Origin of the sequence: Pseudomonas sp. (genome assembly GCF_036387035.1) — a bacterium.
Taxonomy (GTDB): Bacteria; Pseudomonadota; Gammaproteobacteria; order Pseudomonadales; family Pseudomonadaceae; genus Aquipseudomonas.
The window spans coordinates 1-16,282 of the sequence record NZ_DASVUM010000039.1; the positions used below are offsets into that span (position 1 = coordinate 1).

Sequence of the window (16,282 nt, forward strand, 5' to 3'; positions counted from 1 at the left end):
TTCCCGGCTAAACCCGGCCCTACCAGAAACACGCTGTCCCACATCCACGCTCACTCAGTTATAAACAAAAAACCCACGACCGGTCTTGCGGCCCAAGTACCCCGCCGCGACCATTTCCTTGAGCAGCGGCGCGGGGCGGTATTTGCTGTCGTTGAAGCCTTCGTTGAACGCTTCAATGATCGCCAGCAAAGTGTCCAGTCCGATCAGGTCAGCCAGCGCCAGCGGGCCGATGGGCTGGTTGCAGCCCAGGCGCATGCCGTCGTCGATGTCCTGGGCCGTGGCCAGACCTTCCTGCAACACCAGAATCGCTTCGTTGATCATCGGCACCAGAATCCGGTTGACCACAAACCCTGGCCGGTTGCCGGCAGTGATCGCCGTCTTGTTCAACCGTTCAGCCAGCTTGATCGCCGCCACATGGGTGGTGTCCGCCGTCTGCAAGCCGCGGATGACCTCGATCAGGTTCATCATCGGCACCGGGTTGAAGAAGTGCAGCCCGATGAACCGCTCCGGGTGTTCGACGCTGGCCGCCAGTTGAGTGATCGACAGCGACGAGGTGTTCGACGCGATCACGCACTCGCGGTCGACATGGCTGGCGATCTGCTTGAGCAGGCGCAGCTTCAGCTCAAGGTTTTCGGTGGCCGCTTCGATGACCCATTGCGCGCCCTGCAACTGATCGTAGTCGGTGGTGACGCTGATGCGTCCCAAGGCCGCTTGCGCGTCATCGGCGGTCACCGTCTGTTTGGTCACCTGCCGCTCGAGATTCTTGCGCACGGTCGCCATGCCGCGCTCCAGTGCCGTGTCGGAAACATCCAGCAGCGTCACCGCGTAACCGGCCACCGCGCAGACCTGCGCGATGCCGTTGCCCATGGTGCCGGCGCCGATCATGGCGATGTGTTGCATGCTCATTGATAACCTCCTTACACGCGTTCAAAGATCACGGCGATGCCCTGGCCGCCGCCGATGCACATGGTCACCAGTGCGTAGCGGCCCTGGATCCGGTGCAACTCGTGAATCGCTTTGGTGGCGATGATCGCGCCGGTGGCGCCCACGGGATGGCCGAGGGAGATGCCCGAGCCGTTCGGGTTGACCTTCGCCGGATCGAAGCCCAGCTCACGGGCGACGGCGCAGGCCTGGGCGGCGAACGCTTCGTTGGATTCGATGACGTCCAGGTCAGCCACGGTGAGGCCCGCGCGTTCCAGCGCTTTACGGCTGGCGGGAATCGGTCCCAACCCCATCACCGACGGATCAACCCCGGCATGGGCATACGCCACCAGACGGGCCATCGGTGTGAGGCCCTGCTCGCGGACGGTGTCGCCGTTGGCCATTACCAGCGCCGCCGCGCCGTCGTTCAGGCCGGACGCATTACCCGCTGTGACGGTGCCGTCTTTTTTGAACGCGGTCTTCATGGCGTTCAGCTGATCGGCGGTGACGTCGCCACGGACGTGCTCGTCCTGGGCGAAGGTCACGGTGCCTTTGCGCGTGGCGATCTCGATCGGCACGATCTGGCCCTTGAAACGGCCCTCGGCGATGGCGTGAGCGGCGCGCTGCTGGCTGCTCAGCGCCAGCGCGTCCTGATCGGCGCGGGTGATGCCGTACTGCTCGGCAATGTTCTCGGCAGTGATGCCCATGTGGATATTGGCGAACGGGTCGTGCAACGCGCCGAGCATGTAGTCATACGCCTGCACGTTGCCCATGCGCGCGCCCCAGCGGGCTTGCGGCATGATGTACGCGCCACGGCTCATGGACTCTGCGCCGCCGGCCAGCACCGCATTGGCATCGCCGAGCATCAGCGACTGCGCCGCCGACACGATGGCTTGCAGCCCCGAACCGCACAAGCGGTTGACGTTCATCGCGGGGGTTTCTTTGTTGAGGCCGGCTTCGAGAGCGATAACGCGGGACAAATAGGCGTCACGCACTTCGGTGGGGATCACGTGGCCCATGACCACATGACCGATGTGCTCAGGGGCAAGCCCGGATGCGGCCAGCGCGGCGCGGCTGACCTGTGTGCCCAGCTCGATAGGCGAGACCTCCTTGAGGGAACCGCCGAATCCACCGATGGCGGTACGCAGTGCGCTGACGACGAAAACTTCGGGTGTGCTCATGAAGACTCCTGAAACGTATTGGAATTATTGGGGGCGCTGCAAAATGGCGTTTCGGCCCGGTGCTGCCTGCGGGCAAGTCTAGATCGGCGGTCGGGACGGGCCTATGCCGAAACTGTCCAGATGGGCTGGCGTTCTTTACCATCAGCGCTGGGTCTGTGGTGCATCACATACGAAGGGAAAGGCGGTCATGCGGGAAAAGGATTCAGTGTCGATCTACTTCGTCCAGTTGATCGTCCACGCGTTGCGCAACCAGCCGTTGCGCTTGCAGTCCGTTTTGCAGGCGGCGGACATCGACATGGCGCTGCTCGACGACCCCACGGCGCGGGTCTCGGCCAGTGCGTTTGCAGCGTTGTGGCTGATTCAGATCAAGGAGCTGGGCGACGAGTTTTTCGGCCTCGATTCCCACGGCATGCCCTTGGGCAGCTTCGCCCTGATTTGCCGAGGGCTGATTCAGGAACCCAATCTGGAAAAAGCCCTGCGCCAGTGCCTGAGCAATTTCGGGCTGTTCCTGCGCGACTTTCGCGGCAGCCTCATCGTGCGCGGCTCGCGCGCGGTGCTCGCGCTGGATACCACCTGCGACGACCCGGTGCGGCAGCGCTTTGGTGAAGAGACGTTTTTGCTGCTCATGATCAGCCTGCTGTGCTGGCTGGGCGGGCGCCGCATCAGCATCGACCGGGCGCAGTTTCGCCAGCGTCGCGAACGCCTCAGCGACGATTCGCTGCTCTGGGGTTTCAACCTGAGTTTTGGCGAGCCGCGCACCGAAATCGAATTCTCCAGCCAGTGCCTGCGGTTGCCGGTCGTGCAGTCTCTGCCGTCGCTCAAGTCATTTTTGCGCACCGCCCCGCAGTGGCTGGTCATCCGCTATCGCAACCAGCGCGGGCTGGCGGCGCAGGTCTATCAACGCCTGCGCGACAGCCATTACGGTCATTGGCCGACGTTGCTGGAAATGGCCGATGAACTGAAGCTCAGCGCGACGACTTTCCGCCGTCGGCTGGAGCGTGAGGGCTGTGCGTTTCAGGGCATCAAGGACGACGTCCGGCGCGGCATCGCCCAGCAGAAGCTGCGCGACACCGAGCTGAGCGTTGTCGAGATCGCCTCGCTGGTGGGCTTTCAGGAGCCGAGCGCGTTTCACCGCGCATTCAAGAAGTGGACGGGGGAGAGTCCGGGCGGCTACCGCAAGCAGCACGCCGCCCGCGACGGATGAGCCGCTCAGCGTGCAACGGCTGGCAGCCACGCCTCACGCCAGGCCTGAACGGCAGCGTCGTCGAGCATCCAGTCGCGCAGGACCTGCGCGCGCAGATCGTCGCCCAGCAGCGCTGCGCTGGTCAGGTCCATCGTGTGGGCGCGAATCAGATTGACCCAGGCTTCCAGGGTGTTCGGCACCCGCGTCACCGGTAAATCCCCTGCGTAGGCGCGCACATCGCTGCAGATCAGCGGCACACCGCAGGCGCCGAGCTGGAGCAGGGTGATGTTGTTTTTGCAGGCGCTGAACAGGTTATCCACCGCCGGCAGCAGGGCCAGGTCAAGGTTCAAGTCGGCGACGGTTTGCGCGTATTGCTCGGCGGGCGGCCGGTCGTGGGATTCATGGACATGACCGCGCAGCACGCTCTGGTCATCGCCCACGACCACCCACTCGACCTCATCGGCCAGGGCCTGAACCACCGCGAGGATCAGGTGCAGATCCTGTGGCTGCCAACGATCACTGACCAGCCCGACCCTCGGTTTGTCACCCACCCCGCGGCGCGGCGTGAGGTTGCCCCAGACCTGGGGCGCCAGGCGCGAGGGGATCAGTCGTACATCGGCGTGAAACTCCCCGGCGATGTCGGCCAGCACCTGCGTCGAAGCGATCACCCGATGGGCCTGATGCAGGCTCTTTTGCAGCAGGTCCACGCACTCGGCATCGAAGGCGAACGCATCCTCTCCCGGCGTTTGTGAACCCAGTTGCAGGTCATTGAGGTCAAGCACCACGAACGCATTCGGCAGCAGTTGGGCGCGGGCGATGGTTTGTAGATGATCCGCGTCGAGTCGGGCCTGAAACACCATGACATCCGGTTTTAAACGCCCTTCCTGGGGGATCGACAGCGGCTGGCTGCTGAGCATGCCGTCGATGAAGCCGGCGGCGTGCAGCGTGTCGAAAGGCGCGATTACCCGCTCATGGGGCGAGGCCCAGAGACCGGCAGGGTAGGCGAGTACGACCGGGTCGCGGCGCCACGCCATCGGCCGCCAGACCAGCGGCATGTTGAGTTCGAGCTCGACCGATTGCAGCTCGAACGACAGGTTGGTGTTGAAGGCGCTGTCGTTGGCCAGCGTCGGCAGCCATTTGCGGTACATCGTCAGTTGCTCGCCAACGAAGCGCTTGCGCTTGGCCTGGTGCGTGGCGGTGTCAACGTGGGTCTGGCTGACGCTGCCTTCGTGAATCAGCACCGAATGGGGCGTCCAGACATTCAGGTAACCGCCCGCGCCGACTTTCATGCAGAGATCGACGTCGTTGTAGGACACGACGAAGGCTTCTTCATCCAGCCCGCCGACGTCCTCGTAAATCGAGCGGCGAATCATCAGGCAGGCCGCCGTCACGGCGCTCAAGTCTTGATCCACCTGCACACGCTGCATGTAACCCTGAATGTGCCCCGGCTCGCCGATGTGCTGATGACCGGCGGGGCCGTCCATGCCCAGGCGCACGCCCGCATGCTGCATGCGGCCATTGGGGAACAGCAGCTTGGCGCCGACCACGCCCACTTCAGGGCGCAGGGCATGGTTGAGCAGTTCGTCGAGCCAGCGACCATGCACGATCGCAGTGTCGTTGTTCAACAGCACCAGGTACTCGCCCTTGGCCTGGGCCGCAGCGACGTTATTGATGCGCGAATAGTTGAACGGGTGCGGGTAGCGCAGCACCCGGACCTGCGCCGAGCTCAAGGCGTCGATGCGCGCCAGCCATTCAAGCGCTTCGGGCGTCTCGCTGTTGTTGTCGACGATCAGCAGCTCGTAATTCAGGTAGCGGGTGGTGTGCAGCAGGGTTTCGACGCAGCGCCGCAGAAACGGCAGTTGATCCTTGGTCGGAACGATGATCGAGACCAGCGGTTGTTCGTTGTGACCGTAGTGCACGTGATAACGGCGCGACAGGGTGTGCTCGACGGTGGCTTGCGGGTAACCGCGCACGTGCAGATGGCGTTGCAGCGTCTCGACCTCGTGAGGGTTTTCGACGGCCTCCGGCAGGTCGCAGACCAGCAGCGGCTCGCTAATGTGGACGATCCGCTCGGCGCCTTCACGCTCGAACAGACGCAAAATCAGATCAAATTCCGCGGCATCGGCAAAGCGCTCATCGAAGCCGCCGAGGTCTGCCAGCGTTTGCCGGCGGAACAGCCAGTGGCTCGCGGTCAGCAGCGGGTAGCTCAGCAGATAGTCGAGATTAAAGTCCGGGCGCATGGCTGAACTCAAGCCGCCTCTTGGCCGGCGATGCATTTCGTCGGCGAACACAGCGCGGGCGTCCGCGGCGTCCATCAGCTTCAGCGCGCTGGCGGTCAGGCCAAACGGCGTAAATTGCGTACCGGCGTCAATGACGATCAGCCAGTCGAAACCCTGAGTCTCGACAACGCGGTTGAGCAGTGCGGCGGCGTTCAAGTCGCCGATGGCCAAGGTCTTCAACCGAACGCCGAGGGCGCTGACCGGCAGCTCGGTCGCGTTGGTCAACACCGCCACCGTCATTGCAGCGTGCAGGGCGCCATGGGAAGGCAGGCTGTCGAGGCTGCGCTGAACCTTGTCCGGAGCGTTGTCGAAATCCTTCAGCACCACCAGCAGCGAAGGCGCGCCGACCTCGGCCAGGTGCTGGTCGATCTGCGTCTGTTGTTCGGCCGTGGGCACGCGATGACCGAGCCAGGCCTCGACCTGCTGCGGGTTAAGCCGTTGCGGCATCGGTGCGGATAACTGCGCAAGCAGGTTGAAGTCAGTGAACCCCTGGGACGCCGACAGCGGACGGGCGCCCACCCAGCCGTTGTCCAGCGACGTGCTGGCCCAGCCGGCCTCACGAATCAGGCGATGAAACACGGGCAGATGATCACTGTCCGCACCGGCGATTTCGATGCCCTGTTCGGTCAGTTGCTGCGGCGCGATGCGCGTCCCCGTCAGCGCGGCCGGCAGCAAAATCAGCTCGGCGTCGTGCAGCAGTTTGGCGTACAGCGCCAGAGGCCCGAGTGGACCAACAGACTCACCGTTGAGGGAAAACAGGTCGGCGCCCAGTGCGAGCAAGTCGTCACGGCGACACAGCACGCTGCTCAATTCGCCAATGAAATTGCAGGTGAACTCGCCAAGCAGCCCGACGACTTCGGGGCCATGGAAAACCGTGGGCTCGGTGACGCGAAAGCGCGTCGCCAGATTCTCTTCCAGCGCCGCGCCCTCAGCGTTTAACCATTGGCGGTGCGCAGCCACCAGCGAGGCCTGAGGATTGACCTCAAGCGCGGCGACCATCTGCTCAAGGCAGTCCGGCGCCAGAAAGGCGTCCCCCGCCATGAATTTGATGTAGCGCCCGGACGCCTCGCTCAGCCCACGGGTAAAACAGGCGTCCGCCCCTTGGGCAGACTCGTTGCGCAGGTAGCGGATCGGCCATTGGCACGACGCCCGGTAAAGGTCCGTCACGGTCTCCGCCAGACCATCGGTGGCGTCGTCGCAAATCACGATTTCGATGGCATCGTGGGTCTGCCCGATCACGCTGCGCAGCGCGGTTTCAAAAAACTCGGTGCGGCAGACGGCAATGACGACACTGACCAGTCGTTGAGAATCCATGGGGGTATCCGGTAATTATAAAATCTGCCATGAAAATGACGCTCACGGCATGAGCGGCGGTTGAAGCAATATCCCGGCCAAGCGCCCGCGGTTGAAGGGGCGCGGCGCATCAACCGGACTGAATGAGGCATCGGGTCGGGTTGCTGAACCCTTGGCCCACCCGTTATCTGGCCAAGGCCAGTAATGTGAGCCATGGCATCGCTGCCCGACGCGGTCAATGCCCCAGGAGTACTGATTGCCACGTTTGCAAGTAGGGCTCATCAAGCATCCAGCGCTGCCTGATGTCGCGCTTGAGCTGGGCACCCAGCCGCTTCGATTCTTCGCCGTCGTTCACATATTCGTTGATAGCCTTCACCCACGCGGCTGTGGTGTTCTGCACCGGATTTAGAAGCAGGTCCACACGCATGCTTTGCACATCGCTTGTAATCACGGGGTATCCGCAAGCCCCCAACTCGAGCGCGCGACGGATACTTTTGTATTCACTGAACGGACCGTCGTTGACCGGGATCACGGCGACATCAAGCGCCAGGCTGGCAACGATCCCTGGGTAAAGTTGGCCTTCTACCGGGCTGCGCAGCTCTCGGATCCATGGGCGAAGCGCTTCGGGGCAGGGTCCCATGATGATCCAGTCGACATGCCTCGCGGTGTCCTTGATGACATCGCTGATCAACACTAAATCGTTTACTTCTTCGGCCGTTCCGACCCAGCCCACCCTTGGCCTGCGGTATGGATATTCGTGGCCAGCTAAATCTAGCCAGGTGTCGTCGAGCCGATCCTGGATAATCCGTATGTCTGCATGGGACCCGGAAAGCTCGTCTGCCAGCGCGGCGTTAGACACGATCAACCTGTCGACCCGTTCGAGTCTCTGCCTCAGAGAACTTTGAATATCACCCGGTGAGAATCCGCTCCCCGTTGCGCCAGGTTGAACGGTGAGAGGGCTGAGGTCGTAAATTTTCATGGCATTTGTATACCTGCCAATGGCCGTGAGTTCTCCGACAACCTGGGCGTCCCATGAGTGCTGCACGACCACCGCTTGCGGGCTTACACGCACCATCTCGGCAATCGTCAGCCGGTCTTCAGTGCAGACAGGCTCGATGCGCAAGATGTCCCCGAGCTTTTTCAAAGGCGGGACCAGGCGCCTGTAGGCATCACCGTCCGCTTGGGGGTAAGCGACAACCAGCGGTGCCGGTCGCCACGACAACAAGCGCGAAGATCGATCGGCGCGTATGTCGAGTTGCAAAGATTGGCCCTTGGCACAGAAATTAATGTTGTCGAAGGCATCATGGACAACATAGTCCATCCATCTTTTATAGAATTTGGCGGTCTCCTGCTCCCGCAGTTCACCCTCTTTGTCTTCATCGTCAGGTAGCGCGGGTTTCGCTGCGCCGCAGTCTTTGAGAAGAAAGGCGTGGGGCGTCCAGACGATCAACTGTCCGGATTCCCGAGCCTTGAGGCAAAGGTCAATCGCGCTGTATCGATCGCTGAAATAACCCTCGTCCAGACCGCCAACGGCCTCGAACAGTGAACGACTGATCATCAGGCACGCGCCTGACACTGCGCTGTAATTTTGATCCACGAGCAAACGGTACATATAGCCCGGACTTGCAGAGCTCTGCCCCAGAAAGAGCTGAGTGGCAATGATTTCGCGGCCTAGCACGACACCTGAGTCCTGGACGGTGCCGTCAGGTGCCAGCAGTTTCGCGCCGACGACCCCGACTTCGGGGCGCATTCCGTGATTCAGTAGACGTTCAAGCCAGTCAACCTGAAGCACCGCAGTTTCATGGCTGAGCATCACCAGGTATTCACCCGTCGCATGTTGTGCCGCTCTGTTTATAGCGACGCTTTCGTTAACCCGATGAGCCAGGCGCACGGCGCGTACCTGTTCCAGCTGCATGGCTTCCACGCCTGCCATCCAGTCTTGAGCTTGCGGGGTCTGACTGGCGTTATCGACGATGATGATTTCGTAGTTGCTGAAGGCCGTTTTTTCGAGAACGCTTTCCACGCAACGTTGAAGCGCCTCTATCTCGTCGTGGGCGACAACAATGATCGACACTTTCGGGGTACGGGTTTGACCGTAATTCAGTCTGTAACATCCATGGGCCAGCAGGTGGACGCTGCCCTGTTCATAACCTCGCACCTGCAGGTGACGTTCAAGGGTACGAACCTCGTCCACACTGTGCAGGACCTGCCCGGCTGCATAGCTGACCAGTGGGCCGGCGACATGCTCGAAGCCCTCTAAGCCCGCATGCTCAATCAGTCTGAGGATAAGGTCGAATTCGAGGGCTTGAGGATATTGCGCATCGAATTTGCCCACATTGATGGCCGAATCACGATTGATGATCCAGTGCTTGCTGGCGGCTGAGGGACAACTCAATAAATAGTCGAGGTTAAAGTCAGTGCGGAGCATGACGTCGGACTTATCGGCCCCCGTCTCGATAATCTCGTCGCCGAACAACGCGTGCGCCGTCGGGTGCTCTGTCAGCGTGATCGCACATTTCAGTAGCGTGGCAGCATCAACTTTAGCGCCTGCATCGAGTATCAGGAACCAGTCAAAACTCCGGTCTTCCAACAATCGATTGAGTTGTGGCGCACTGTTACCAGGCGACACCGCAATCCAGGTAATTGGCAAGCCAGATGCCTGCGAACCCGCGCTGTAGTTTTCATCGTATAGAACGAAAACCCTGGGCGACATCCAGCCCTTTGTGGAGAACTGCAGATTGGTAAGCGTCTCCTCCAGTTGTTGAGCCTGGCGCTGAAAGGCCCGGATCACGAAGGCAAGAGCCGGCATGACGTGCCCATCGCTGAAATAGCGTTGCACGAACATCCCCTGAGCCGGAGTAGGCAGCCGTTCCTTAAGCCACCTTTTTAGCGTGTCCTGTTGAATCTGATCAGGGGATTTCTGCCAATAGAACGCGCGAAGGTCATACTCAAAGCGCTTTTCCCTATCATTCAGCGGCGCAACCTTTACGTGCCCGTTGCGCTCGTAGTCGCGCTTCCAGCCGAGCTCGGCGGTAATGCGGCGCAGATTTTCATGACCTTCCAGCCCGAGTTGCGGCGCGTCGCGCACAGTGCTACTGGCTTGCATGTCTGTAATGCGAAATCGTGATAACGGACGACGCAGCATTGCCATATCGCCAAGGCGCAGAAGCTTCACGTAAAGCGTAATGTCGCCTAGCCAGTCGATGAGCTTGCCTTGCAACGACATGATCTCAGGTCCGAAGCTCAGCACATCTTCCCGCCGTACCATGACCGCGCTAGGCTCGCCCATAAAAGTAACGGGCAGCTCCGAAATGAATGCTGCCAGTTCAGGTCCGTGGATGACGACATCACCGCCAAAGGGGAACACTGTGAGTAGATTATCCGGGAGAAAACCACCGCGTTCATCGATCAGGCGCCGGGCAGATGTTGCCAGTCTGATATCCGGCGAACCCTCGAGTACCGCCAACAACGAGCTGACACAGTCGGTTTCCAGCAGATCATCATCGTAAAGAAACTTGACGTACTCCCCATGCGATTCTTCTACCCCGCGAGCAACGTTTAAAACCTCACCCAAAGCACTTTGATTTTTGAAGTAACGCACGGGGCAGGGACTTTGTGGCCTTAGCGTTTCTACGATGATTCGGATGGCGTCGCTCGGACAGTCATCGCAGATCACGATTTCCATATCGTCATGGTCTTGCCGCATCGCGCTGAGCAATGCTTCTTCAAAATGAGTTGCCTTGTAGGCGGGAATGACGATGCTTACGAGGCGTGAAACGTTCATGGGTTTACCTGACCGTGATGAGAAAACCTGAGTCAAACCGCTCATCGAGCGGCACGTGCTTTAACAGCGAAAAAGCCGGCAGCTATCGGCCGGGTTCATTCCGTTAATTTGAGAAACACGGCATGTCCATTCAGGTTCTGGAATAAAAAGAAGCGTTTGTCCTGCGCGATCTCATGGACCAGTTTTGTGACACCCTCGCATCCCCAGGTGCCGTAATCATCAAATACCACTATCCCTTGAATACTCAGGCGCGGAGCAATCCATTCGAAAACGTCCTTGGCCGACAGATAAGTGTCGACGTCGATATGGCAGAAGGCGAACTGAACGCCTTCCACTCCAGAGGCGCTTTCTTCCGGAAAAATACCCTGCAGAATCTCCACTTGCTGAACCACGTCCAGTCGGGCCATAAGGTCCAGCACCGCCTCTTTAGTGGTGTCGGCGTGTTCGCCGCCCTGATAAAGGGTGTCGTTTTCACTCGCCTTTACCACGCCGGCAAAAGTGTCGCAGAGATAAACTTTTTTTGCTTCGGTGAACCGTTTGAGTTGACTGGCTATCAGCCCGCCCGTGCCGCCTTTCCATACGCCTACCTCTATGGCGTCTCCGCTTACGTGCTCGACCTGACCCAAAAGTGTCCAGAGCTCATAACACCGATATATGTCTACCAGCGTGGAGTCCTTGATCGTTTCGAAGACGTGCATGAAAGCTTGATCGTTATACCAAGGCGAATAAGTGGCTCTCGATATCAGCGCCGAATGGGGGTAATGGGGGTCGAGTGGCTTGATCCACGTGTCGCGGAGTCTGCGCAAGAGGTACCTGCGGAGCGCGTCGAATTTAAATGTTTTCAATTGATGAACTCCAGTGCATCTACATCAAATACCGGAATAGCGCACGTCGTCGCAACGTCCAGTCGTTCAGGAAAGTGATTATCGACAAAGATGGATTTACCGAAAATCGAGGCTGATTTTTTCTGGCCTTGCTGGAGATGGATGATCTCGTCGAACAGATTCGGATCGACACGAGCGTGTGCCAGCGCGGCCAGCGGATCGCCTGCGTGACGAGTCAGCAAAATCAACCTTTTGCCTTTTGCGAGCATGCGGTAGAGAAACGCCATCGTCGATGGAATCGCGCGGCCCTCCATGATCACTGTCTCATCGAAATCGATATAAACGCTGTCGAAATCCGCCGATAGTTCGACTGAAGTCGCCAAGCGTCTTTCTATTAGTTTCACACCGCTGATGGGCAGCGCGCTGACGGACCGCTCCATAAAGTCATGTACGGCCATTAGAGGGAGGTTAAGGCCGCGGGCGCGCTGGGTGACCATGGCACCCGCAACACGGCAGCTGATTTCGAGCAGTTTCCATTGATCTTGCGGGTCTTTTTTGAGTTGGAAGAACCAAGGCCCGCGCAACCGCAGGCGCTCATTGATCACCGATGCAATGGCAAGGATCTGCGGCGAAACATCCAGGGGTCGGCAACGCATGGAGATTCCGGCTTTTACCCGCTCACGGCTGCGCGGTCCCACCCATACGATTTGCCGATTTCGATCCGTGAAACAATCAACGGTGATTTCCTCGCCAGGTAGATACTCGACCATCACCGGCGCCCCGACTCGCTTGAGCGCAGCGCGAACCTGCTCGACAGATTCCGCGATGGTGATGTGTTGACCGCCCTGTCCAAGATCAGGTTTGACCACGACAGGCCATTCATGGATCGACCCTGAGTCCGCATAAACATGGGGCACCCAGGGCTGATCTGCGAACAACGCATACGTGAGCGACTTGTGCCGTGAAACCCTTGCTGTTTGAGCATCACCGTTGACTAATGCAACGTTCCAGTTCTGGATGCGATTTGCCAAATACTCCTGAACGGTATCGTGTGTCGCAAATACCAACGAGATGTTCCACCGAGCCAGCAAAGCGCTGAATGCATCATCGAAGTTGTCCGCGTTTATACGCGGCAAATCTCCCGCGTAGTTGGAGAACATCATGCGTCCATGGTCGTCGACGCTCGATGCGCCGAACAGCTTGACATGCACGGAGTGCGCGAGCGCCTGATGAATCTCTAGTGCGTTTTCCGCACCGCAGGGGAAAACCAGAACATTTATTCGTGCCATTGTCAGGATCCTGAGCGGTCAATCCGAGGGGACTTGATGTCGAGAGGTCTGCAAGCTGTCTTGGCTCGCCTGCTCATCACCGCGGCCCTATTTGTGTCGCGAAGTAGGTGCGGATCAGGGCTGTCATTCTGTCCAGCTCATCTGTGCCGTATCGCTGGTCGATCGGCAGCGGTAAAAGTCTCCCGCACATGTCGCGTTCCAGTGCCGGGGAGGCAGCGTCGTCCAGCACTTCGCGCCAATAACAAGGCACGAAAATTCTTTCTCGGCGCAGCGCATCACGTAAGCCCAAGGCTTGGGCCGCGTCTTGCATCATCAGCGGATAGCACAACGCAGCGCAGGGTTCGCCTGGAATCCACGATGCTGTATTAAAAAGAGATAGGGCGTTATGCAGGTGGCTGAAGTTTTCTATTCGTCTGTTCCGCACCGATGCGTAGTCAATGCTGTCCAGCAGGCGGTAAGTGGCCCGGGACATGCCCCTGACGCCTTCGACCCCGAGCGAATGTTCGCCTTGCAGGAAATCCGAATAATAGGCTTCCGGCCCGTCACTCAATCTGCCGAGCAGCGCGTCAAATCTGCTCACGGACTTTTCGGCCGTTGGCCGATCCAGGGTGGAGGGTGCGTTCAACAGTAAACCACCGTCGGGTACGCCTACGAATTTGCGCGGGGAGTACAGGCTGGCTATGCCGTCGACGGGTGCCGAGAAGAAGGCCTGGGAATTATCGACGATCAACCCTTCGCGATAACGCTCCACAAGGGTGGACTTGATGTAGTGCGTTTTCAGTCCGAAATAGTCGACGTATAGCAACGCGTCTTCTGCATTTAAAGATGGAAGCCTCTGAAGCTCCAGGCTCTGCGTCAGGTGATAGCTAACCACCTCAACCCCGGCCGACCGGGCTGCGTCGTGCATCACTGAACACAGATAGAACGGCATGAAAACCCGTCGGCTTCGACGGGCCTGCAGAATCGCCTGAAAAGCGGAACGAGCCGAGTTGTAGGCATGAGCGTGGGGAAACGGGTGATGACCGCGAGCCAATTCGAGTTCGAAGTAGCCCCCCATGGCCTCATGCATGGGTAAGAACGCCTTGACGTGCCCACGCACTGACGGTTTCAAGTTCATTGAACATGAGCGCGTCGAGGATCGACAGCCCTGGTACAAACGGTTCGCCGCATTGTTCATAGTGAGGCAGGACAGGCTCGAGCAATTCCAGCGAATAACCCGCTTCAAGGAAAGTGCTGCTGTCGTACAGGTAACCACCCGCAGCCGGATTGAGATACGAATCGCCCCCCACCGCCTGAATGATCTCAATGACTCGGCCTTGTCCCCGGTGTTCGGAAGCGGCGGCCCATTCGCTTGCCCGGAGTATCGGTGTATGGATCCTGAGGAGGCTGCAGCACGAGCGCAGTGCGATTTCGTTGTACTCGGCCACGTTGTCCGCCGGTAATTTCAACAGTTCGCTCAGCCAGGCCACAGTCCGCTCAACATGCGGGGCTTTACGGTAGGCAAAGGCCAGTTTGTTGATCAGTGCGCCTCGGTCAAAGTGTGGCGATACAGTGCGCTCCTTGATGACCTGGGTGTGCTTGCCTTTTGCCAAAGGCAAGCCAAACCACTTGGCATTGCCATCGAGCAGGTATCTGTTGCGTTCAATCCAGCCGTTTTTGATGAACTGCGCGTTGTCGTAAAGCACGAAGCAATCGCTGGCAGCGATCAGCTGAAAATAGCCCAGATAGGGAAGAAAATAGGGTTGCATCAGGGCGACACGGCCTTGATCCAGAAGGGCACGAGCGTACGACTGCTGTTCAAGCCCGGTAGGGCTGTGAGCCGGGGCAATAAGCATGGGTTGCATCGGTCAGGTCCTACGTGCGCTGAGCAGGATGTCGAGGATGAAATCCTGCTGCTCGTCCGTCAGATCGGGATAGATCGGCAGGCACAGTACGCGGCTGGAAATCAGGTGCGCGTGCGTGAGCTTCGCAGCGTCCGAGCTAGGCAAACTGCGGTACATAGGGAATTCGGTGATCAGCGGGTAGAAATAACGGCGGACAAGCACGTCGCGCGCCCGGTAACGGTTGTACATCTCGTCGCGGCTCACCCCGAACTGAGAGCCATCGATAAAAATGGGGCAATAGGCGTAGTTCCAGTCAACTGCGTCCGGCTGTTCCAGCAGGGTAATGCCGGGCACGTCTGCCAGCGCCGCGGCATAGCGATCAAACAAACGCTTGCGCGACTGCAGCGCGGAGTCGATGTGGCGCAACTGGAGCATGCCGAATGCTGCCTGGACCTCGTTCATCTTGCCGTTGATGCCAGGCGCCATGATCGTGACTTCGTCGGCAAAGCCGAAGTTCTTCAGGTAATCGATGCGTTGCTTGACCTTTTTGTCGTGGCAGATGATCGCGCCGCCCTCAAAGGTGTTGAACACCTTGGTGGCGTGAAAGCTGAGCACCGAAAGATCGCCATGATTCAAGAGACTGGTGCCCTTGTGCCGCACGCCGAATGCATGGGCGGCGTCATAAATCACTTTCAAGCCGTAGGTATCGGCAATTTTCTGGATGGCATCGACATCACAGGGAATGCCATAACAGTGAACGGGCAGGATCGCTGTGGTCGCTGGCGTTATCGCTTCTTCGATGCGCCTGGGGTCCAGGTTGTTGGTCAACGGGTCGATGTCGACAAACACCGGCTTGAGGCTGTTCCACAATAACGAGTGAGCGGTTGCGACGAATGAATAGGGGGTGGTGATCACTTCGCCCGTGACGCGCATGGCTTGCAAAGCAGTAACCAGCGCCAGCGTGCCGTTGGAGAACAGGCACACATGCTCCACGCCCAGGTGCTCGGCCAGTGCGGCTTCCAGCTGTTCATGGAAGGGACCGCCGTTGGTTAGGCGCTTGCTGGCCCATATTTCCTCCAGAAACGGCATGAACTCTTCCAGCGGGGGAAGCAGCGGACTGGTGACAGGAATTGAATTCGACATGGACAACAAGGCTCATGGGCGGTTTAAAATCCTTCGACCGTTACAGGCGTCGACGCAGGACGTCGCATTGCGCGCTTCAGCCGGTGCCGAAAAAATGACGTCTGAAGGCGGCGTATAGCTTGGATAGCAAAAAATCGGCCAATACCTGTCACGCCATGAGATCAGCACCTGTCAGTGGCGCTACTACTGCGCGAGACGCTGATGAATGCCGAGCGGGACGACGGCCCAGGCTCAGCTTTTGCGCGAAGAGCTGACCCGTCGCTTGATATTCCGAACGACTGACGCTTATTTTGTGCACCTTGCCGCCGTGCGGCGTGCCCAACCAAAAAGGACTTGAGTCATGAGTAGCGATGACCACCATTCACTCGCGCAGCGACTGATGGGCATTGATGAAATTGAATGCGTCACGCCGGATTTGAACGGCGTGCCACGAGGGAAGGTGATGACCGCCGAGGGGTTTCTCGAAGGCCGTCGGTTGCAGTTGGCGCGGGGCGTGCTGCTGCAATGCATCATGGGCGGCTACCCGCCGTCGAAATTCTACGGCAGCGACGACGGCGACCTG

General features: G+C 59.3%; 10 protein-coding genes and 1 pseudogene. 2 read left to right on the forward strand and 9 right to left on the reverse strand.

The genetic code is table 11. The features are described from left to right. Positions 1–54 precede the first annotated feature (54 nt). Both VF672_RS03645 and VF672_RS03650 read right to left on the reverse strand, forming a co-directional pair. Positions 55–906, reverse strand: a complete 852-nt coding sequence (locus tag VF672_RS03645) for a 3-hydroxybutyryl-CoA dehydrogenase (RefSeq protein WP_331101571.1) — start codon at positions 904–906, stop codon at positions 55–57. A gap of 11 nt (positions 907–917) precedes the next feature. Continuing rightward, on the reverse strand, positions 918–2,102 hold the full coding sequence (locus tag VF672_RS03650) for an acetyl-CoA C-acyltransferase family protein (protein WP_331101573.1): 1,185 nt from the start codon (positions 2,100–2,102) through the stop codon (positions 918–920). 187 nt (positions 2,103–2,289) lie between these two features. On the opposite strand from VF672_RS03650, the gene VF672_RS03655 reads away from it, so the two are divergent. Next, positions 2,290–3,306, forward strand: coding sequence for an AraC family transcriptional regulator (locus VF672_RS03655; protein ID WP_331101575.1), 1,017 nt, complete (start codon positions 2,290–2,292; stop codon positions 3,304–3,306). A gap of 5 nt (positions 3,307–3,311) precedes the next feature. Here VF672_RS03655 and VF672_RS03660 read toward each other — a convergent pair whose 3' ends face one another. The 7 genes from VF672_RS03660 to VF672_RS03690 all read right to left on the reverse strand — a co-directional run bounded on the left by VF672_RS03660 (position 3,312) and on the right by VF672_RS03690 (position 15,720). After that, the gene (locus VF672_RS03660) at positions 3,312–6,878 is read right to left on the reverse strand and encodes a glycosyltransferase family 2 protein (protein WP_331101577.1); all 3,567 of its coding nucleotides are present in this window, start codon (positions 6,876–6,878) and stop codon (positions 3,312–3,314) included. 214 nt (positions 6,879–7,092) lie between these two features. Then, positions 7,093–10,641 (reverse strand): glycosyltransferase, encoded by a 3,549-nt coding sequence (locus VF672_RS03665; protein WP_331101579.1) that lies wholly within the window; start codon positions 10,639–10,641, stop codon positions 7,093–7,095. A 95-nt stretch (positions 10,642–10,736) separates the two neighbouring features. After that, positions 10,737–11,339 carry a TylF/MycF/NovP-related O-methyltransferase gene (locus tag VF672_RS03670; protein ID WP_331101581.1) on the reverse strand — a complete coding sequence of 201 codons (603 nt, stop codon included), beginning with the start codon at positions 11,337–11,339 and terminating at the stop codon, positions 10,737–10,739. A gap of 143 nt (positions 11,340–11,482) precedes the next feature. Beyond that, positions 11,483–12,754, reverse strand: coding sequence for an ATP-grasp domain-containing protein (locus VF672_RS03675; RefSeq protein WP_331101583.1), 1,272 nt, complete (start codon positions 12,752–12,754; stop codon positions 11,483–11,485). Positions 12,755–12,830: 76 nt separating this feature from the next. Then, the gene (locus tag VF672_RS03680) at positions 12,831–13,823 is read right to left on the reverse strand and encodes a hypothetical protein (protein ID WP_331101585.1); all 993 of its coding nucleotides are present in this window, start codon (positions 13,821–13,823) and stop codon (positions 12,831–12,833) included. Continuing rightward, positions 13,816–14,598, reverse strand: coding sequence for a WbqC family protein (locus VF672_RS03685; protein WP_331101587.1), 783 nt, complete (start codon positions 14,596–14,598; stop codon positions 13,816–13,818). The genes VF672_RS03680 and VF672_RS03685 overlap by 8 nt, the downstream gene beginning before the upstream one ends. Positions 14,599–14,601: 3 nt before the next feature. After that, complete coding sequence (locus VF672_RS03690) at positions 14,602–15,720, reverse strand: DegT/DnrJ/EryC1/StrS family aminotransferase (RefSeq protein WP_331101589.1); 1,119 nt, start codon at positions 15,718–15,720, stop codon at positions 14,602–14,604. Positions 15,721–16,060: 340 nt separating this feature from the next. On the opposite strand from VF672_RS03690, the pseudogene VF672_RS03695 reads away from it, so the two are divergent. Next, positions 16,061–16,282 (forward strand): annotated as a pseudogene (locus VF672_RS03695) (glutamine synthetase); the annotation flags it as partial.

Excerpts from the sequence above, each read along its gene's own strand:
- VF672_RS03690 (WP_331101589.1), bottom strand. The coding sequence starts at position 15,720 with ATGTCGAATTCAATTCCTGTCACCAGTCCGCTGCTTCCCCCGCTGGAA.
- VF672_RS03670 (WP_331101581.1), bottom strand. The coding sequence starts at position 11,339 with ATGCACGTCTTCGAAACGATCAAGGACTCCACGCTGGTAGACATATAT.
- VF672_RS03675 (WP_331101583.1), bottom strand. The coding sequence starts at position 12,754 with ATGGCACGAATAAATGTTCTGGTTTTCCCCTGCGGTGCGGAAAACGCA.
- VF672_RS03665 (WP_331101579.1), bottom strand. The coding sequence starts at position 10,641 with ATGAACGTTTCACGCCTCGTAAGCATCGTCATTCCCGCCTACAAGGCA.
- VF672_RS03650 (WP_331101573.1), bottom strand. The coding sequence starts at position 2,102 with ATGAGCACACCCGAAGTTTTCGTCGTCAGCGCACTGCGTACCGCCATC.
- VF672_RS03655 (WP_331101575.1), top strand. The coding sequence starts at position 2,290 with ATGCGGGAAAAGGATTCAGTGTCGATCTACTTCGTCCAGTTGATCGTC.
- VF672_RS03685 (WP_331101587.1), bottom strand. The coding sequence starts at position 14,598 with ATGCAACCCATGCTTATTGCCCCGGCTCACAGCCCTACCGGGCTTGAA.
- VF672_RS03680 (WP_331101585.1), bottom strand. The coding sequence starts at position 13,823 with ATGCATGAGGCCATGGGGGGCTACTTCGAACTCGAATTGGCTCGCGGT.
- VF672_RS03645 (WP_331101571.1), bottom strand. The coding sequence starts at position 906 with ATGAGCATGCAACACATCGCCATGATCGGCGCCGGCACCATGGGCAAC.
- VF672_RS03660 (WP_331101577.1), bottom strand. The coding sequence starts at position 6,878 with ATGGATTCTCAACGACTGGTCAGTGTCGTCATTGCCGTCTGCCGCACC.